This window comes from Halobellus inordinatus (assembly GCF_024498335.1).
GTDB lineage: Archaea > Halobacteriota > Halobacteria > Halobacteriales > Haloferacaceae > Haloquadratum > Haloquadratum inordinatus.
Window position 1 is genome coordinate 1,940,574 of record NZ_CP101825.1, and the last position, 18,698, is coordinate 1,959,271.

General features: G+C 63.5%; 19 protein-coding genes. 6 read left to right on the plus strand and 13 right to left on the minus strand.

The features are described from left to right. Nucleotides 1–29: 29 nt before the first annotated feature. Nucleotides 30–995: an alpha-ketoacid dehydrogenase subunit beta gene (locus NO362_RS09905; RefSeq protein WP_369335087.1), complete on the minus strand. Its 966-nt coding sequence runs from the start codon at nt 993–995 to the stop codon at nt 30–32. 2 nt (nt 996–997) lie between these two features. After that, a complete protein-coding gene (locus NO362_RS09910) occupies nt 998–2,167 on the minus strand; it encodes a thiamine pyrophosphate-dependent enzyme (protein WP_256545106.1) in 1,170 nt (389 codons plus the stop codon). A 203-nt stretch (nt 2,168–2,370) separates the two neighbouring features. On the opposite strand from NO362_RS09910, the gene NO362_RS09915 reads away from it, so the two are divergent. Together NO362_RS09915 and NO362_RS09920 are read left to right on the plus strand one after the other, a co-directional pair. Then, the gene (locus NO362_RS09915) at nt 2,371–2,871 is read left to right on the plus strand and encodes a universal stress protein (RefSeq protein WP_256545108.1); all 501 of its coding nucleotides are present in this window, start codon (nt 2,371–2,373) and stop codon (nt 2,869–2,871) included. A gap of 206 nt (nt 2,872–3,077) precedes the next feature. Beyond that, a complete protein-coding gene (locus tag NO362_RS09920; protein WP_121570334.1) occupies nt 3,078–4,109 on the plus strand; it encodes an ABC transporter substrate-binding protein in 1,032 nt (343 codons plus the stop codon). A gap of 389 nt (nt 4,110–4,498) precedes the next feature. On the opposite strand, the gene NO362_RS09925 is transcribed toward NO362_RS09920, so the two are convergent. The 6 genes from NO362_RS09925 to NO362_RS09950 form a co-directional block, all read right to left on the minus strand. Further along, nucleotides 4,499–5,482 carry a malate dehydrogenase gene (locus tag NO362_RS09925; RefSeq protein WP_256545109.1) on the minus strand — a complete coding sequence of 328 codons (984 nt, stop codon included), beginning with the start codon at nt 5,480–5,482 and terminating at the stop codon, nt 4,499–4,501. 45 nt (nt 5,483–5,527) lie between these two features. Next, nucleotides 5,528–5,902, minus strand: a complete 375-nt coding sequence (locus NO362_RS09930; RefSeq protein ID WP_256545110.1) for a Rieske (2Fe-2S) protein — start codon at nt 5,900–5,902, stop codon at nt 5,528–5,530. Continuing rightward, on the minus strand, nt 5,899–6,987 hold the full coding sequence (locus tag NO362_RS09935; RefSeq protein ID WP_256545111.1) for an amidohydrolase family protein: 1,089 nt from the start codon (nt 6,985–6,987) through the stop codon (nt 5,899–5,901). The genes NO362_RS09930 and NO362_RS09935 overlap by 4 nt, the downstream gene beginning before the upstream one ends. A gap of 299 nt (nt 6,988–7,286) precedes the next feature. After that, nucleotides 7,287–8,072: an ABC transporter permease gene (locus NO362_RS09940; RefSeq protein WP_121570338.1), complete on the minus strand. Its 786-nt coding sequence runs from the start codon at nt 8,070–8,072 to the stop codon at nt 7,287–7,289. Then, nucleotides 8,063–8,854 carry an ABC transporter permease gene (locus NO362_RS09945; RefSeq protein ID WP_256545112.1) on the minus strand — a complete coding sequence of 264 codons (792 nt, stop codon included), beginning with the start codon at nt 8,852–8,854 and terminating at the stop codon, nt 8,063–8,065. Before NO362_RS09945 ends, NO362_RS09940 begins: the two co-directional genes overlap by 10 nt. A gap of 2 nt (nt 8,855–8,856) precedes the next feature. Further along, nucleotides 8,857–9,639: an ABC transporter ATP-binding protein gene (locus tag NO362_RS09950; protein WP_121570340.1), complete on the minus strand. Its 783-nt coding sequence runs from the start codon at nt 9,637–9,639 to the stop codon at nt 8,857–8,859. Nucleotides 9,640–10,258: 619 nt separating this feature from the next. On the opposite strand from NO362_RS09950, the gene NO362_RS09955 reads away from it, so the two are divergent. Both NO362_RS09955 and NO362_RS09960 read left to right on the plus strand, forming a co-directional pair. After that, a complete protein-coding gene (locus tag NO362_RS09955) occupies nt 10,259–10,714 on the plus strand; it encodes a universal stress protein (protein ID WP_256545113.1) in 456 nt (151 codons plus the stop codon). 89 nt (nt 10,715–10,803) lie between these two features. Continuing rightward, on the plus strand, nt 10,804–11,805 hold the full coding sequence (locus tag NO362_RS09960) for a hypothetical protein (protein ID WP_256545114.1): 1,002 nt from the start codon (nt 10,804–10,806) through the stop codon (nt 11,803–11,805). Between the two features lie 65 nt (nt 11,806–11,870). On the opposite strand, the gene NO362_RS09965 is transcribed toward NO362_RS09960, so the two are convergent. The 4 genes from NO362_RS09965 to NO362_RS09985 form a co-directional block, all read right to left on the minus strand. Further along, entirely contained in the window at nt 11,871–12,254 is a 384-nt protein-coding gene (locus tag NO362_RS09965; RefSeq protein ID WP_256545115.1) for a sensor histidine kinase, read from the minus strand. 44 nt (nt 12,255–12,298) lie between these two features. Further along, on the minus strand, nt 12,299–13,549 hold the full coding sequence (locus NO362_RS09970; RefSeq protein ID WP_439331171.1) for a PAS domain S-box protein: 1,251 nt from the start codon (nt 13,547–13,549) through the stop codon (nt 12,299–12,301). A gap of 219 nt (nt 13,550–13,768) precedes the next feature. Further along, entirely contained in the window at nt 13,769–14,344 is a 576-nt protein-coding gene (locus NO362_RS09980; RefSeq protein ID WP_256545116.1) for a cyclodeaminase/cyclohydrolase family protein, read from the minus strand. 143 nt (nt 14,345–14,487) lie between these two features. Next, entirely contained in the window at nt 14,488–15,678 is a 1,191-nt protein-coding gene (locus NO362_RS09985) for a redox-regulated ATPase YchF (RefSeq protein WP_256545117.1), read from the minus strand. A gap of 146 nt (nt 15,679–15,824) precedes the next feature. Between NO362_RS09985 and NO362_RS09990 the strand changes: the two genes are divergently transcribed. Together NO362_RS09990 and NO362_RS09995 are read left to right on the plus strand one after the other, a co-directional pair. Further along, the gene (locus tag NO362_RS09990) at nt 15,825–16,121 is read left to right on the plus strand and encodes a DUF8124 family protein (RefSeq protein ID WP_256545118.1); all 297 of its coding nucleotides are present in this window, start codon (nt 15,825–15,827) and stop codon (nt 16,119–16,121) included. After that, complete coding sequence (locus tag NO362_RS09995) at nt 16,118–16,558, plus strand: hypothetical protein (RefSeq protein WP_256545119.1); 441 nt, start codon at nt 16,118–16,120, stop codon at nt 16,556–16,558. Before NO362_RS09990 ends, NO362_RS09995 begins: the two co-directional genes overlap by 4 nt. 226 nt (nt 16,559–16,784) lie before the next feature. On the opposite strand, the gene NO362_RS10000 is transcribed toward NO362_RS09995, so the two are convergent. Then, nucleotides 16,785–18,521: a hypothetical protein gene (locus NO362_RS10000; RefSeq protein WP_256545120.1), complete on the minus strand. Its 1,737-nt coding sequence runs from the start codon at nt 18,519–18,521 to the stop codon at nt 16,785–16,787. Nucleotides 18,522–18,698: the final 177 nt, after the last annotated feature.

Consider the following 18,698-nt stretch of genomic DNA (forward strand, 5'->3'; position numbering starts at 1 on the left):
GAGTCCGGAGTTAGATTGTGACGGCGTTGTCAGACCGACAGCGCGCGCTCGATGCCTTCGACGATCCGCGGCGGGTGCGGGAAGTAGAAGTCTTCCATCGACAGCAGCGGGACGGGCGTGTCGAAGCCGGTCACACGCTCGACCGGGGCTTCGAGGTACATCAGCGCCTCGTCGTTGATCCGTGCGATGATCTCGCTGCCCATCCCGAGGGTTCGCGGCCCCTCGTGGACGACACAGCAGCGGCCGGTCTTCTTGACCGACTCGACGATCGTCTCGGCGTCCATCGGCGAGATGGTGCGGAGGTCGATCACCTCGGCGTCGACACCGCTCTGCTCGACCGCGTCGAGCGTCGCCGGCATCATCGCGCCCCAGGCGACGACCGTCAACTCCGAGCCCTCACGACGGACGGCCGCTTCGCCGAGCGGAACTTCGTGCTCGCCCTCGGGCACCTCGTCGCGGATGGAGCGGTAGATCCGCTTCGGTTCCATAAACAGCACCGGATCGGGGTCCCGGATCGCCGCGGTAAGCAGTCCCTTCGTGTCCGCGGGCGTGCTCGGCACCGCAACCTTGAGGCCGGGAATGTGACCGTAGGCCCCTTCGAGACTCTCGGAGTGGTGTTCGAGCGCGCGGACGCCGGCGCCGTAAGGCATCCGGACGACCATCGGCGCGCTCAGTTCGCCGCGCGTGCGCCAGCGGATCCGACTCGCGTTCGTGACCAGTTGGTCGAACGCCGGGGGGAGAAAGCCCGAGAACTGGATCTCGGCGACGGGACGGTAGCCGTACATCGCCATTCCCGCCGCGCCGCCGACGATCGCGATCTCCGAGAGCGGCGTGTCGACGACGCGGTCGCTTCCGAACTCCTCGAGGAGTTCGTCGGTGGCGCGGAAGACGCCCCCGCTCTCGGCGACGTCCTCGCCGAAGACGACGACTCGGTCGTCGCGTTCCATCTCCGTGTGTAGTGCGTCGTTGACCGCCTGTACGATAGTAGCCTGCATAGTCATCCCTTGGGTCGCTGTTCGATGTAGTCGTACATCTCGGGTCGGCGTTCGAGCAGTTCCTCGAATTCGTCCAGTTGGCGCGCGAGTTCGGGCGGCAGGTCGTCGTAGACGTACGCGAACATCTCTGCGACGCCGCGCTCTTCGAACTCGTTTGCGGCAGCGAGCGCCTCGTCGAATTCGGCTTCGATGTCCTCGACGATGGCGTCGTGGTCGATTTCGGACCAGAGGCCCTCGGACTTCAGGAACATCCGGTAGCGCTCGATCGGATCGTTTTCTTCCCACTGCTGGACTTCCTCGTCGTCGCGATACCGGGTGGGATCGTCGCTCGTCGTGTGCGCGTCGAGACGGTACGTGACCGATTCGACGAACACCGGATCGCCGTTCTTGACGCGTTCGCGCGCGCTCTGGACCGCGTCGTACACCGCGAGCACGTCTTGGCCGTCGACGCGAATGGCGTCGATGCCGTACGCGAGCGCCTTCTGCGCGATGGTGTTCGCACCGCTCTGTTGCTCGAAGGGCATCGAGATGGCGTACTGGTTGTTCTGACAGAAGAACAGCGCCGGCAGTCCGAGCGAGCCCGCGAGGTTGATGCCCTCGTGGGCCGCGCCGGTACTGGTCGCGCCGTCGCCGAGATAGGCGGTCGAGACCGCGTCGGCGTCGTCGAGTTGCATTCCCCACGCGATGCCCGCGACGAGCGGGAGGTGTGAACCGATCGAGATCGCGATCTGGGAGTTCTGACGCGCGAAGGCCTGTTGGCCCTCCTCGATGCCGCGCCAGAACAGGATCATATCCTTCATCGACGCGCCGCGCATAAACATCGGCGTCCACGCGCGCCCGACGTACAGCCAGTCTTGGGGCTGAAGCGTGAACGCGCTACCGATGATACTCGCTTCTTGACCGCGGGTCGACCCGAAGGTTCCGAGTTCGCCACGCCGCTGGATGTTCACCATCCGCCGTGAGAACACCCGATCAGTTACCATCCACCGGTACAGGTCGCACAACTCCTCGTCGTCGAGGTCCGGGATCGCCCCCTCGTCGTAGGAACCGTCCGGGGAGACGATCTGATGGGTGGGTACCTCCAGATTTCGCTGGGAGAGATACCGCACCTCGCCACCGCCGTCGTCGCCGACAGCTGGAGATGCACGTATGTCTGACTCTCTATCGCTCATTCGACGAGCGATGTGTTTCGTGGGCCCGGTAATAAAATCGCGGGTGGTGACGTTCGGTGATTCTATCGGGCGTGACGAGGTGGCGATTCTCGACGCCTTGGTGCCGAATGTCCCTCAGAGTGCGAGCAACCGCCCGATTGCGACAGGCCGAGAGGTGTAGAATCGGCACCACGATTTATTATCTCCCACTTAGAGTATCGTGTATGACGATACTCACAGCGGTCGACGGCGAGGCGATCCCCAGCCACGCCGTCGAACGCGGTGCTGAGTTGGCCGAGGCGTTCGACGTCGAGCACGTGGTACTGCACGTAATGCCGCAGGACGTCTTCGAGGAGTTCCGGAGCGCCGCCGGCGGCGGCTCGTCGCGGACGATCACGACGCCGGCCTCGTACGGCGGCGCCGACCAGCACCCCCACGAGGAGACCGAGGAGTACACCGTCGACGACGGCGAACGCCACGCCACCGGTGTCGCACGCGACGTCGTCCGTGGCACACTCGACGACCCGTCCAATACGGTCCTGAAAGGGCGCGTGGGCGAACCGGTCGAGGAAATCCTGGCTGAGGCCGACAGACGAAACGCGAAGTATCTCGTCATCGGCGGGCGACAGCGCACCCCGGTCGGCAAAGCTGTCTTCGGGAGCAAGACGCAGTCGATCCTCTTGGAGGCGGACCGCCCCGTCGTGACGGTGATGTCCCAGGAGTGAGGTGAACAGAGGCTACCCCCTTGTTCGCGGTGGCGGGACATCTCGACGTACTGGGACAGTCTCGTTCGAGTTTACGGGACGGCGAGCGATTGTCAGCAGAGCTGTACGCTGGCGCCGAAAAGAGCAGTGCGTCTGGCCGCAGTATGACGATTGCATCCCTCCAGGGAGACAGGTGATTTTATATACTCCCGTATCTATCCCATTCGATGATGGCATTCGATAACATTCGGCGCCGGTCGTTCCTGAAGTCCGGTGCGGCGGCTGGTACAATTGGATTAGCGGGTCTCGCTGGCTGTTCCGGCATCACGGGCGGCGGCGGCACCCCCGAGCTGGGACTCGCCTTTACCGTCCCGGTCGAGAACTTGGGTTCGCTCTTCGCGATTCCGGAGATTCAAGATCAGCTCACGAATCTGGGTTCCGAATACGAACTCAGCGTGACGCGTAACGAGAGTACGCCCGACTCACTGAACTCGATGGCGGCCGGCGAAGTGGATATGGCTCTCTTGACTACGGTGAGTTACGCCTCCGCAGTCCGCCAGGAAGCCGTTCCGGGCAACATCACGATGATCTCGACTGACTTCTGGGACGCCCACCCCGAGTGGTACGGGTTCACCATCTTCTCGGGCCCGGACTCCGACATCACCGAGATCGCCGATCTCGAAGGGAAGAACGTCGGCGTCAACGCACAGGGGACGGGGACGCACGCGATTCTCGAGAAGGGGATCCGGCAGGCAGATCTGAGCTTCGGGAGCGACGCGCAGATCGTCGAACTGCCGTTCCCGACGTTCGTCTCGGCGATCAACGACGGCCGGATCGACGCGGGGATCTTCCCCGCCCTGTTCGCGGTGTCGGCCCGCGCTGAAGGCTTCACCGAGGTCTACCGCAGTCAGGATCTCTGGGACGAAGCGTACCCGTTCGCGTACACGGTCGCGTCGAACAACGCCATCGACCAGAAGTCCGACGCGATCAGCGCGTGGGGCGAAGACCTCGACGAACTCGTCAACTACTGCTACGACAACCGCTCGGAAGTCGTCTCGCTGGCGGCCGAACACTTCGAGCTGCCCGAGTCGCTGGTCGACGGGTTCTTCCTCACGAACCAGGACTACTACCGACAGGACATCGGGATCGACATCGAACGGCTCCAGTTCGCGATCGACGAACTGGTCGACCTCGGCTTCGTCGAAGAGAGCTTCGACGTGGGCGAGTACGCGACCAACGAGTTCGTCCCGTCGAACTAACGCAACTCCAGAGACGTTCGTTCCGATTGGCAGAACGACACCAGGACAAACGTTTTGTAATATGGGACAGAAGGGTCGCACGGGGATCCACGGAACCGGAGGTCAGAGGCACTCGTGGCACGTGCTCGCGGGACGCTCGAGAGGCACCACCGACAGAGGCACCCAGCGGCCTAGCGACGCCGATACCCCACCATATCCACACAGCGAACGCACTATCGCCTCGCGACCACAGCACCCCAGCCGCGGTCGACGCCATCGACCGGACGACGTTTCGCTCGGTCACGCCATCTCGGCGGTCAGCAGCACGCCGACCGACGACGACTGCGTGATCGGCCCGCAGGTTGTCGGGGTCTCTTTTTCATAGCGAGAGAGCGGTCCTGAAGAGAATCCTACGCGAGATCCGCACGGACGGCGTCGTACGCGTCGGTGAGCTGTTCGGTTTCCTCGTCGGTGAGCTCCCACTCGTGGATCGCCGCAACGCCGCCGGCATCGATGTCGACGGGGACGCTGAGCGCGACGTTCTCGAACCCGTACTCGCCCGCGAGCGGTGTCGACAGACAGAACGGGCCGGTCCCGTCGCTATCGAGCGTAGCCTGTTCGTCTGCGGCCAGCATCGTACGAACCACGCGGGTGACGCCTGCGCTCGTGACCCAGCGAGAGGTCTCGTCGACGCCGCGCTTCTTCGCGATCTCGAATGGCACGTCGCGCACGAATTCGCGGACGTCCGCGCGCTCGTCGGCGGATATCTCGACCGGTTCGCCATCGACGCGGGCCCGCGAGAAGACGGGCACCACGTTCTCCCCGTGCTCGCCCATTATCGGACAGTAGACGTCGTTTCGGTGGACGCCGAGTCCGTCGGCGAGAGCGTCCGCGGCCCGCGCCGTCTCCGAGAGCGAGTAGCCGAGGAAGCAGCGTCGAGGCCACTCGAGGAGCGAGTAGAAGTGATAGACGAGGCGGTCGATCGGGTTCGTGACGACGAGGAGCGGCGTCGGATCCAGCGCAGTGAGGTTCCCCGCGACGTCCTCGACGATCTCGCGGTTGCGTTCCAGTTCGGCCTCGCGCGCACCGCGGTCGGTGGCGTCTTCCGGCTGGGGGGCGGCGGCGTTGAAGATCAGGAGGTCGGGATCGAGCGCGGGCAACTCCTCGGGCGTCGCAGAGTCGATCGTCCCCACGGAGTCCGGGTCGTACCTCTCGGAGGCACCCGGGGCGTTCGCGAAGTGATAGCCCGCGTGGGAGACGTCGGTCGCGTGCGCCCAGGCCGCCCCTTCGTCGATGTCGACGAGCGAGACGTCGACGGTCGGTGCCAGCCCGGCGAGCGTGTAGGCGACCGTCGATCCGATGGTGCTCGCGCCGCCGATGATCGCGACGTGCATACGATCACCTCACCGCTGAGACACAAGTAGATTGCCCCGTGCGGTTCATTCGTCGGTGTCGACGTAGACGATCCCGTCCTCGACGACGACGTCGTACATCGGCAGTTGGATGCGTTCGTCGCCGATATGTGTACCCGTCTCCAATTCGAACGACCAGCCGTGCCAGGGGCAGGAGATGATGCACTCCTCGCCGTAGTACTGCTCGACGCGTTCGCCCGTGCCAGTAAATTCGCCGAGGAGTTCGCGCTGGACAGTGCCCTTACAGACGGGGCCGCCGTCGTGTGGACACTGGTTTCTGAGCGCGTAGAACTCCCCGTCGGCGCGGACGACGCCGACTTCCGCGCGGCCGACTTCGACGATGGCGTGGTCGCCGTCCTCGAACTCGGTCGCAGGACCGACCTCGACGAGGCCGTCGCTCATAGTCCGAACACCCCCTCGGCGTTGCCCGCCAGAATCGCGCGTCGGTCGTCGTCGTCGAGCATCGGCAGATCGTTGATGATGGACGGGCTATCGAAGTCCCAGTGGGGGTAATCGGAGGCGTACAGGAGTCGGTCGGTCCCGATCATATCGAAGCAGAGTTCGAGCAGTTCGTTCCGTGCGGAGATTTCGAGCGGTTGCGTGCCGAAATAGAAGTCCGTGATGTACTCGCTGGGGCGCGTATCGAGCAGCGGCGCTTCCTCGGGGCGCTTGAGGTACTCCTCGTCGAGACGGCTGACGAGGCCCGGAATGTACGTCACGCCGGACTCCATAAACACGATGTCGAGGTCGGGGTACTTCTCGGGGACGCCCTGGCAGGCGACGCTGACGATCTGGGACATATTGGATTCGAGGAACCCGAGCGTGTGGGTCTCGATCATCTCCTGATACCCCGCGCGGACGTACTCGTCGAGTCCGGAGCCGCCGGTGTGATACACGACCGGGAGGTCGAGATCCTCACACCGCTCGTAGATCGGGTCGTACTTGCGGTTCCCGAGCGGTGGGCTCGCACCCGCGGTGACGAAGCACGCACCCACGTAGGCCTCCTCGTCCTCGATTCGGTCGAGAATGTCGAGAGAGGCCTCAACGTCGCCGTACGGCATCGGTGCGAGTCCGTAGACGCCGTCGTCGGGATCGAGCACTTCTTCGAGCATATACTCGACGTAACCCTTCGTGAACGCCTGGACGCGCTTGTCGTCGGCGTTGACGCCGCCCATCGCGAGGATGAGGTGTGAGATCTGTAGCGACACGTCGATGTCGAGGAAGTCCATCCCCTCCCTGACGCGTTCGGGCTCTTCGGGTTCGTCGGGGTAGTTCGAGTGCTCGCGGACGACTTTCCCGTAGTTCTGTCTGTCGCCCGTCGACGTCGGGAAGAACGAACTGAGGTTCTGCTTCACGCCCGCGTCGTCCCAGTTGCTGTGTTTGTACTTCGTGCGCCACGGCTCGGGCATATACGCCGCGACCTCTTTGAAGGAGTCCTGATAGTGCCAATCGCAGTCGATGATCCGCTCTCGTGCCGCGTCGATCATCGTATTCCCTCCGCGTGAGCGATACTGATAGGGGTTATCGTAACTGTTCGGAGATTCTCGCCGTACCGTCCGGCGAGAAATCTATGGAGACGTACGATAACCCCTATGAGTACAGTGGCTCGCCCCGCCGAGCGTCTGGCCGCCGCAGCGTGACCGTGTGTGGTTGTCTCTGACATACAAGAGAATCTTTGATGGACAACCATTTAGATTTTTGCGCTAGCGCGGAGCCAAACGGCCGCGAACGGTCTAGTAGCGAGTTCACGCGGACGAAATGGAATCGAAGAAAACGGTGCCGAAGTTCAGGTCCAGTGAAGCAGTCGTCCGCGGACGAAGCGAAGGATGCGGTCGAGACCGATGCCGATGAGCATAATCGCGATGATAGCCGCGTACACCTGGGCGGACTCGAAGGACCGAACGCCCTGGATCTCTAAGGCTCCGAGGCCGCCACCGCCGGCCACCATCTCGAAGACGAACGTGATGATCAGCGAGAGCGGCATCGCGATCTGGAACCCGGTCAGGATACCCGGCAGCGCTGCGGGCATCACGACGCGCCAGAGGAGTCGCCGATCGCTCGTGCCCATCATTTGCGCCGACCAGATGAGGTTGGTCTCGACCTGTCGGGTGCTCTCGCGGGCGTTGACGGCGACGGGCCAGAACGTCCCGACGGCGACCATAATGATCTTCGAGATGTCGCCGATGCCGAACCAGAGCATGAACACCGGGATGAGCGAGATGATCGGGACTGGGTAGCCGATCTTGATGATCGGGTCGAAGAACCAATCGACGATGTCGTTCCGCGCCGAGAGGACGCCGACGATCACGCCGAGCACCGAGGCGATGGCGAGGCCGATGAGCGCTCGCTGTAGCGTCAGGTACGCGTTGAACAGCATCTCGCCGCTCAGCGTGAGTTCGGCGAATCGGATGAGGATGTCAGACAGCGGCGGGAGGAAGTAATAGTGGATCAAGCCGAGTTGCCCGACGACCTCCCAGAGCACGAGTAAGATCACGAGCGAGTACACTGACTTACCGAACTCGACGAGTCGGGAGAGGTCCAGCCCACGCGAGGCGTCGGTGGTTACGTCCATACTAACAACCTCCCACGCGCCTCCTCGAAGGCACGGACGGCCACGAATGCGACCGCCGAGATGATGACGATGTTCGCGAACATCGTCGGGTAGTTCCCGATCTGTCCGGAGGTGAGGATCAGATAGCCCATCCCTGCGTTCGAGGCGATGAGTTCAGCGCTCACGAGCGCGATGAAAGCGATCGGCACCGCTTGGCGGACTCCAGTCATAATCTCGGGGATCGTTGCGGGAAAGACGATCTTATAGAGGATCGACCGCTCGTCGGTCCCCATCATCTGGGCCGCCCAGACGAGGTTCTGATCGACGTTCTCGGCGGCGTTGTAGGCGTTCAGCACGATCGGAAGCAGACACGCGAGGAAGACGATGAGGATCGCCGTCTTCGTCCCGACGCCGAGCCAAAGGATGGCGAGGGGGACGAGAGCGGTCTTGGGGATCGGATACGTCATCGAGAGGAAGATGTCGAAGAAGTTCTCGACTGGATCGGACCTGGCCATCCCGACACCGAGGAGGACCCCGACGAGGATGCTCAATCCGAGTCCGACGCCGACGCGGAACAGCGAAATAAACAGGTGAGAGAACACCTCGCCGGAGACGAAGAGGTCCACGATTTCGGCTCCGACGGTCGCTGGGGCGGGGAGGACGTCGGTCGCAACGATCCCGCCACTCACCAGCTCCCAGACGAGGACCACGATGCCGAGCGGGATCCAGTCGATAATCGTGTTGACGACGCCCTGAACCGGGGCCGGAAGCACCTCGATGCTTCGCGACGTCGCGTATCGCACGGTTACAGTGTCACCTCTGTTTGCGTCTCCTCGTGGAGCGACTTCCAGACGTCGTTCTTGAAGTGAGCGAAGTCGTCCGAGGTAACGATCTCCTCACGCGATCCCGAGCGGTCCAGATCGATCTCGGCAACGGTCTTTTTCGTCCCCGGGTGTCGCGTCATAATCAGCACACGCTCGGAGAGGTACACCGCCTCCTCGACGTCGTGGGTGATGAACAGGGCGGTCTTCCCGAGGTCGCTCCAGATGTCCAGCAACTGGTCCTGCAGCGATTCCCGAAGCGGCTGGTCGAGCGCGCCGAACGGCTCGTCCATCAGGAGGATCTTCGGCTCGTACGCCAGCGTACGGGCGATGCCGACGCGCTGTTTCATCCCACCCGACAGCTCTTTGGGATACTTGTCCTCGAACCCGTCGAGGTCGACCATATCGATGTACTTCTGGGCGATGTTCTGGCGTTCGTCTTTCGGCACGCCGTCTTCTTCGAGTCCGTACGTGACGTTCTCGTAGACGGTCCGCCAGGGGAATAGCGCGTAGTCCTGGAACACGACGCCGCGGTCCGTGCCCGGTCCGTTGATCGGGTCGCCGTCGACCGAAATCGTTCCCTCGGTAGCGTCCAGAAAGCCAGCGATGAGATACAGGAGGGTACTCTTTCCGCAACCGCTCGGTCCGACGACGCTGACGAATTCGCCGCCGTCGACCTCGAAGTTGAGGTCTTCGATCGCTTTCGTTCGCTCTGCGCCTTGGCCGTATACTTTCTCTAGTCCAGATATGGTGACTCGTCCATCCATTATAGATTCACCTCGTCGTGCGCGCGGGAGACCGTTCGGTCCGCCGCCGCTCGTTCGCCGTCGCCGCGTTCATTTTTGATCATTTACGTCATCTGTTACCGCAGCGTGTCCCGTGATACGTTTCCGGCAGCCGCAAAGCGAGGACGTCACCGAGACCACATCGGTGGAGTTCCGCACGGAGTTTGAACACGTGACACGGTCGAATGATTATGACCGTTACTGCTTACCACGTAACACGATGTCGATAGCGTCACCATCGTACAAAAACCTTCCTTCCGATGCATCGTGTGCCGGCTCAGTACAGTTTCCGTACTGTTCCCAAGCCGGCATTAAAAAACAGAAGATAATTAGGTTTAATGTTAAAACAAATCGCTATATAGTTTGATACCAATAGAAATATAGATTGTATTCCGTGCGTTTCGGCATTAAAACCCATATAACAGGAGAGTTCAAATTCCGGATAGTAAAATTCCGTAATATAAACTTAACTTTGTTTCTCATAGTCACATTCCGTTTACATTGCTAGATGTGCACGACCAACACAGACGTCGTATGTCAGTTCCCGTCAAATTCGTTCCACCATCGACATTTTTTACGTCGGGTGACGTACTCCGTGAGTATGTACGAGCAGATACTGCTGGCGACGGGCGGCGAAGTGGCGTCGGATCGAGCGGTCGATCACGCGATCGACCTGGCAGCACAGCACGGCGCGACACTGCACGTCCTGTTCGTCGTCGATAGCGACGTGTACGACGCCTACACCGGCGACGAGTACGTCGACGAACGCGAGGGGCCGGAGCACGGACTCGAAGAAGTCGGCGAAGACGCCGTCGCCGCAGTCGTCGAAAACGCGGAAGCCCGTGGTGTCGACGTCGAAGGGCACATCCAGCACGGGCAGCCACCGGAAACGATCGTCAAGTTCGCCCGCGACGCCGGCGTCGACGTCGTCGTGATGGGAACGCGCCGCCGGCCCGACGAGTACCGGAGCCTCCTCGGGAGCGTCACCGACCGCGTTCTCAGACTCGCCGAGATGCCGGTCACGGTAGTCAAGACGCCGGTCGAACCGGAACGGTAACCGAACTGACCGGCTGTCTGTGGATTCACCACCTCACCGCCGTCTCGCCGGGATTTTTCATCGTCGGGGCTGAATGACACGTATCCCCGATGACTGCCTTCCAGCCCTCCAGACGCCAGTTTCTCGGGACGGTCGCAGCGTCGACGCTCGTCGGCACCGCCGGCTGTCTCAGCGAACTCGATCGCTCCAGCGACGACCAGAAGCGAACGCTCAGGCTCACGCTCTCTCGCGTCGGCGGTTCACTCCGCGAGGTATTCGTGGCCGACCTCTCGGAGACGAGATCCGACCGCGACGACGCGGCGTTCCGGACCGTTCTCGACGGGGGATCGTACACGACGCAGTATCGGAAACCGTTCGCGTCGACTCCCGAGACCCCCGTCTACACCGAACGCGGCGGGACGTACTACCGGCTCGACTCCGTCGTCGTTGACGAGGTCGAGACGACCCACCCTGTGCTCCGACTCTCGGAAGCCAGTGGCGAAACGGAGACACAGAGCGAGACCGACGCCGATTCGACGGTGACGGCGTCCGAGCTACCCGACGTCGACGCCAAAGCGGTCCGTGTCGCACAGATGGGTGCACGGGCCCGGGGGAATGCCGGCGGGGCTCCGTGGGGACTACTCCAGCGCGGCGGCTACGTCTACCGCGACGACGACCAGCGCAGAGCAAGCGCGCTGTTGGGGTCGGACGCACCGACACACGTCCGCTATCGGGATCGCCGGTACCGGATCGACGTCTCTCGCGAGCAGTTCTACGAGCCCGTCTATCGGGCGACCGTCGAACCGGTCGCCGAGTCACCAGAGGAGATGGAAGCGATCCTGCGCGCCAGATTCGTCGACGCCCGATTCGCCCGAGACGATCTGTCGGCTGCCGCACGCGACGTACTCGAAACCGCACGACAGGGCGAATATGGCGAATCGCACCCCTACTCGGATGCGTATCGGAACGTACTGCGCGCGATGCACAAACGGGCCTATCTGGATGGAAACATCAGCAAAGACGCCGGCGTCGACAATTCGGGACGACAGATCCTGCGGTACGACGACGTCTACTACGACTATCGGCTCCGGTTCGTCGACGACGGGGCCTGAAAATTAAACGAGGTGACGACTGCCGGGGCTCTCGCGGAGATTGATTGGGGATCCCGACGGTCTCCTCACGGAGTTCGGATCTCGAATCGGGCCCCGTCGAGCGTCTCGGCGTCGCCGACGTCGATCTCCCAGCCGTGAGCCAGGACGATCTGTCGGACGCTCGCCATCCCCATTCCGGTGCCGTCTCGGGACGCTTTCGTCGAGAATCCGGGGAGGAAGATCTTCTCGCGGACTGTCGGGTCGAGCCCCGGTCCGTCGTCCTCGTAGTAGAATCCGTCCTCACCGTCGAGGCGTCCGACGCGGACCTCGGCATTCGGGCCGCCGTGTTCGACGGAGTTGCGGACGAGGTTCTCGATCAGTCGGTGAAACGCGTCCGGGTCGGCTTCGATGTGCGTCGATCCAGCGACGGAGAACGACGCCTCCGATCCCGGGTCGGCCGTCGCCCACACCCGTTCGATGACGTCGCCGACGGCGATACGCTCCCGTTCGGCGATTATCTCGCCGCTTCGGAGCGTGCTCGCGAGGTCCGTTCGGAGTTCGTCGATACGTTGACGGCGTCGAGAGCCGTCTCGACGTGGTCGAGATCGCCGGTTTCGAGCGCCAGTTCCAGTCGCCCACGGGCCGTCGAGAGCGGGCTCTGAAAGTCGTGTGAGACGAACCCCGCGAACTCGCCGAGCCGGTCGTTCTGCCGTTGCAGTTCGCGTTCGCGTTTCCGCCGCTCGGTGACGTCCCGGGCGGAGACGACGAGCGCGGTCACGGCCCCCGCCTCGTCTCTAACGGGGCGGAACACGCCTTCGACGGCGATCGGCTCTCCGTCGCCCGTCGGATGCGTGGCCTCGTATTCGACGTACTCCCCGGCGGCGGCCGCATCGACCCAGCGTTCGACGTCGTCCTGCAGTCCGTCGGCCCACCACGGTGTCGATTCGAGCGCCTCGCCGATACTCTCGCTTCGGGTCAAGTCGACGTACTGCAGTGCCGTCTGATTGACGTCCAGGACGGTCCCATCGGGATCGAGAAGCCCGACGAGGAGATTCGGATCGTTGAACACTGCCTCGAATCGGCGCTCGTTGCGTTCTAGCTCCTGCTCGCGTGCTTGTGACTCGGTAACGTCAGTGATGAACCCTTCGAGAACGCGGGATGTCGTCGAATCGTCTTCGTCAGAATCCGTCGACTGTTCCTTGCCGACATCGACGACGCGTCCCCGCTCCCATACCCATTTGACGGTCCCGTCTGCGGTGACGACGCGATAGGTGCACTCGAACGGTTCCTCGCGCTCGATCGCTCGCTGAACGACGGCCCAAGTCTCCTCTCGGTCTGCGGGGTGGAGCACGTCTTCGCCCCACGCTACATCTCCGGATTCGAGTTCCTCGGCGGCGTACCCGACGAGTGACTCGCACTCGCCGTCGACGGACTCCATCGGCCACCCGGGTTCGTTTCGCGTTCGGTAGACGATCCCCGGAAGGTTGCTGACGAGGGTTTCGAGCCGTCGCTTGCGGCGCCTCGCCGCCCGCACCGATCGGGACCGCTCGACGGCGTTCTCGATCCGATTCGCGAGGATGGCGTACTGATCGGTCCCGACCTCTTTCTGCAAGTAGTCGGTGACGCCAGCCGAGATCGCCCGACTCGCCACTTCCTCGGACCCCTTGCCGGTGAAAAGAATGAACGGTAAGTCGGGATGCTCCTCCCGAACGGATTCGAGAAAGTCGATGCCGGTCGTGTCCGCGAGGTCGTGATCGGAGACGATACAATCGACGTCGTCTGCGCGGAGTCGCTAAAGTGCGGCCGCCGCAGTCGACTCTGTCAGAACAGCGAGAGAGGAGTTCTGACGTTCGAGAAAGGTCGCAGTGAGGTCGGCAAACTGCGGGTCGTCGTCCACGTGAAGGACCCGAGTCGGAGCGGCCATAGGTGGACATTCCGGACCCGATCCTCTTAGTTGTGCGCGTGTCCTCGCCCATCAGTCGCGCTACGTGTCGAACGGGTCTGCGACGTCCGCCGCGGCGCGTTCGATTGCGTCGGCGCGGTCCGCGATGTCGGCTGCGAACGACGGAGCCGAGAGTGCGTCGAGGTTGCCGCGGACCATCCACAGCGCTGCTTGGAGCGCCGCAGCAGCGAGCGACGCGCCGATCCGAGCGTCGGCGACGACGCCACCGCTTCCCAGTTCGGTCACCCGCTCTGCGACTTCCAGGACGCGCAAGCAGGACTCCGCGACGGCAAGCGGGATCCCCACGGCACGCTTCGAGAGGCGTTCGGACGGTCCCTCGCCGTCCCCGCCGAACAGTTCGTCGACCACCGCAGCGTCCTGCGCGGCGAGTGCGAGCAGCGAGCGGCGCTGCCGTTCGAGGTCCGAACGGAGTGCGGGCAGCGACGACGTGTCCGCGTCGGCGTCGCGAGCAGCGAGCGTGTGTACACAGACCATCTCACAGAGTGCAGCACCCATCGCTCCGGTCGCCGCGATCGCAGTGCCACCGGCGGGTGCGACTCGCTCGGACGCGACCTCGTCGAGGAACGAACTGAGCGGCTGTTCGGTTGGCGACGGCATCGTCGGCGATTTCGCTCCGGGATCGGTTGAGTGTTGGGAGGATGTAGCCGCGCGTGGCGTCTGTGTCGCGCAAAACAACACGCCAGGACAGCGTTCGTCAGTGGGCGACGCTGATCGGGAGCGCCGAACCCCGCAGACAGCGGCTAGTTCGTCGTGACGATTTCGACCACGTCGCGGTGTTCGAGTTCGTGATCGGAGCCGACCTGCCGGTTCGATCGGCAGTCGATCCCGTGCAGGAGGCCGTCACCGATGTCCGAGTGGAGGTGGTACGCGAAGTCCTCGGTCGTCGAATCTTCGGGGAGGATGAAGCAATCCCGGAAGACGCCCTGTGAGTCGGCACGGCCGTTCGCGCTGCCGGGGAAGATCGCGATCGCGCCCATCACGTCGAACAGCGCCGATTCGAGGACGTCCTGGACGCCCGTGCCGCCGAACGCCTCGACGTACTCGCGGATCTGTTCGAGGCCGGCCGCCTGCTCCTCGGAGGGGTCGCCGACGGTCTCGAAACTCGAGGCCCCGGGCTGATAGTCGACCACGCCCGCCTCTTCGGCCTGCTTGAGCGCCTTCTCCGCGTGCGCGCTCGTGGGAACGAACGTGAGGTGGTCGTAGTCGGGGTCGGCGGTCACGTCGTCGAAATGTTCCTGTGCGGCGGGCTTGTCCATCTTGTTCGCCGCGATGACGATCGGCTTCGTCCGCTTGCGGATCTCGCGGGCGACCCGCTCTTTCGTCGCCTCGTCCCACTCGTCGGGATCGAGACCCGCATCTGTCGCCAACAGGACCTGTTTGATCTCGTCTTTGTTCGTCTTGAACGCCGACATCTGCTCTGCGAGGTCCTCTTCGACGTTCTTCTCCTCGCCGTGATATCCCGAGCGGTACCGTTCGAGCCCCTTCTCTAGGATGTCGAGATACCACATATCGAGCTCGTTTTCGAGGAAGTCGATGTCGTCTCGCGGGTCGTGGCCCTCGGTCGGCTCGCCTTCGAGGTCGGTCTCACCGGAGAAGTCGACGACGTGCACGAGCACGTCCGCCTCGTTCAGGTCAGTCAGGAACTGATTTCCGAGGCCCTTCCCCTCGTGAGCGCCGGGGATGAGCCCCGCGACGTCGACGAGCTTTACCGGGACGAACCGCGTCCCCTCCTCACAGAAACCGACCGAGGGAGTGCAGCTCTCGTCGAATTCGGGGGCGGCGCACTCGACGCGAACGTACGCCTCGCCGACCGAAGGGTCGATCGTCGTGAAGGGATAGGCGCCCTCCGGAACGTCGTTCATCGTCGCCGCATTGAAAAAAGAGGACTTGCCGACGGACGGTTTGCCGACGAGTCCGATCTTGTAGCTCATTGGATTTCGGCAGTGTCTCGTCGGTCAAAAGCCGTCCTATCCGTCGCTGTCAGCGGGGTGTGATGACACGTCTCAGTTGCGGTTTGCACATCCACTCCGACAGCGTTCACCGGGGAGTATTTGACTCGCGCGCCCCGACACGTGGTATGAGCGAGACGGAGGACGACGGCGACACCTTCGGCGTCGGGATCCACGTCACGGAGGCGGAGTTTCAGTTCGTCGTCCACGTGCCGTCGGACATCGATTCGGGCTGGACGGACCCCGAGGAGTTCCAGCGACTCGTCGAGAAGGCCGTCTGGGAGCGACTCGACCGGGAGGCGACGCTGCGCCGACTCGCGGCGGACGCCGAGACGGGCGAGACGGTCACGCTCGGGCGCGTGACGCTTCGCCCCGACGGAACCGTCGTCGACGCCGCGTTCCGGGAGTCCGTCGTCGAGACGTGAGCGACGCACTCGACGCTGTCGTCGATGCCGCGCTCGAACGCGCGCTCGTCGACGAGGCGGATGCCCGCCGGTATTTCGCGCTCGCCGGTGTCCTCGAACGCGCCCACGGGCGCGACGAGACCGACGGCGGCGGCGACGGCGACTCACCAGACGAGACGAAACCGCGCGGGGATACGTCGCAGTACGAGAATCCGCTCGATGCAGCCTTGGTGAGCACCGTCGCCATCCGTGCCCTCGAAGCCACGCGCGCGGACGGAATCGACGTCGGCGCGTGGTCACCCGGTACCGACGCGACACACGCGGAGTTCGTCCGCATCGGCGCTGCTGCCGCCGCCCGACGATTCGACGTCGACATCGAAGTCGTTGCAGCGCGTTCGGGCGTCTCCAGACGGGCACTGGCACGGTACCGCACGACACAACCGACAGATCGTTTTTGACGCGGTGGTCCGGTCCTCGACGACTGACGAACTGAGTGCAGCGAGAGGAGCGTTCTGCAACTGGCGGTGCGAGAGCGTCTGCAACTGATCACAGACCTGATCGCATCCTGTCGGACGATCGACTGCGTGAAGACGTGCCGCAATCGCCGTCTCCGGTACACAGCTATCGCTGTTTTTGCGATCCGCCTCAGAAAAAGAGCGTGCCGACAGAGTTCAGAACGACCCGTCAGTTCCGACCGGGAGCGTTTCCGGAGTTGCCGGGTGCGCTGTCGTCTTCTTCTCCGTCGTCGTCTTCAGCGTCGTCATCGCTATCGTCGCTGTCGTCTTCTTCTCCGTCGTCGTCGGCTTCTTCGGCGTTATCCGCCTCGGTGTCGTCGTCGGTTTCGTTAGCCCCGTCGCTATCGTCTTCCTCGGCGTCGTCGTCAGCCTCGTCGCGGTCGTCCGCTGCGTTACCGTTTCCGGGGTTACCGCGTGGGGCCGATTCGTTCTCGTCGTCGGTCTCGTTCTCGTCGTCGTCCTCAGACCGACCGGGGGCGTCCCCAGACTGACCGGGAGCCTCGTCGGAACGGCCTGGCCCGTCCTCTGCGTTGTTCCCCCGCGCCTCCGAATTGCTCTGGGCGTCACCAGAGCGACCCGGGGCGTCGTCGTCGCCTTCGTCATCTGCGGTTTCGTTTTCGTCGTCTGCGTCGTCATCACTGTTCCCCGGTGCTTCGCCGCTGTTCCCGGGTGCGTCGTCAGCGTTGCCCGGGTTGTTCTGCGTCACGAAGTCGGAGATGGCCTGCCCCGGCGGGCCGTCGAAGCCGGCCGACTGGAGCGCGCCGACGAACTGGGCGACTGCCTGGCCGAACGGACCCTGCTCGACGAATTCGACCGTTAGTTGAGTCGTCGTCGTGGCCGTCTCGTTATCGGCGCTGGCAGTCACGGTGATCGTGACGTTCTCCTGCGGGAGCGGGAGGGCGACCTCGCCGGCGTCGTCGGTCGTGTACGTGCCGGTCCCCGAGTAATCGCCGTCTGCCTCGATCGCGACAGTTGCGTTCGAGACGGCGTCGTCACCGTCCGTGACGGTCACGAGGACGCCGTCGTCGTTCTGCTCGGCGGCGACTTCCAGTTGCGCGTAGCCGGTGAGTTCAGTGGTCGCTTCGGCACTCAGATTGTCCGCCGTCGCAGTGACGGTCACGTTCTGCGTGTCTTCGGGCTGGTCAAGCACCACGGTCCCGTTCGCGTCAGTCGTGTACGTGCCCGTCCCCGAGTAGTTGCGCTCGGCGTCGACGTCCACGGTCGCGTTTGCGACGGGATCGTCGTACTGCGTGACGGTCACGGTCGCCGCGCCGTCAGACGCCTGCTCGATCGTGACGTCTAAGGACTCCTCGACCGGCGTGAGTTCGGTCTCCGTCGCAGCCGTTACGCCGTTCGTGCGGGCGTCTATCTGGACTGAGACCGTCTCGTTCGGATTCGGGAGCGTGACGGCCCCATCGGCGTCCGTCGTGTACGTGCCGTTTCCGTCGTACGCCGCCTCGGACGAGACGTTGACTGTTGCGTTCTCGATCGCGTCGCCGTACTGCGTGACGGTCACTGTCGCAGTGCCGTCGGCGGCCTGCGTCGCGGTCACGTCGAGCGAGTCGGCGAGCGGGACGAGTTCGACGTCGCTACTCGCGTTCGTCCCGTTGGCGCTCGCGTCGATCTGGACCGAGACCGTCTCGTTCGGATTCGGCAGGACGACTGTTCCGTTCGCGTCCGTTTCGTACGTCCCGTTTCCGGCGTACGGTGTACTCGAGGTCACTTCGACCGTCGCGTTCTCGACGGCGGTGTCGTTCTCTGTTACTGTCACGACCGCGCCGCCCGTCTCGGGACGCTGATCGACGTCGACCGAGAGTCCCGTCGCCGCGCTCGCGGCCATCGGGATTGCGGCCATCCCAACGAGGGCGACGACCACGGCGATCGTGAGTGATTTGCTGCGGGTCATTGCACTCGCCCCTTGTGACCCCTCTTGGATAAAGCGGGAACTCGCTCAGGCCGTCTTCCACCCGATTTAGCCCGATTTAACCGAATTAACAGTTTGTGAGGACGGATGTGCGAGCGTGTTTTGCCGATGAATTACGGAGACGACGCTCGAGACGATTGCTTCGAAATGAAGAGAGCC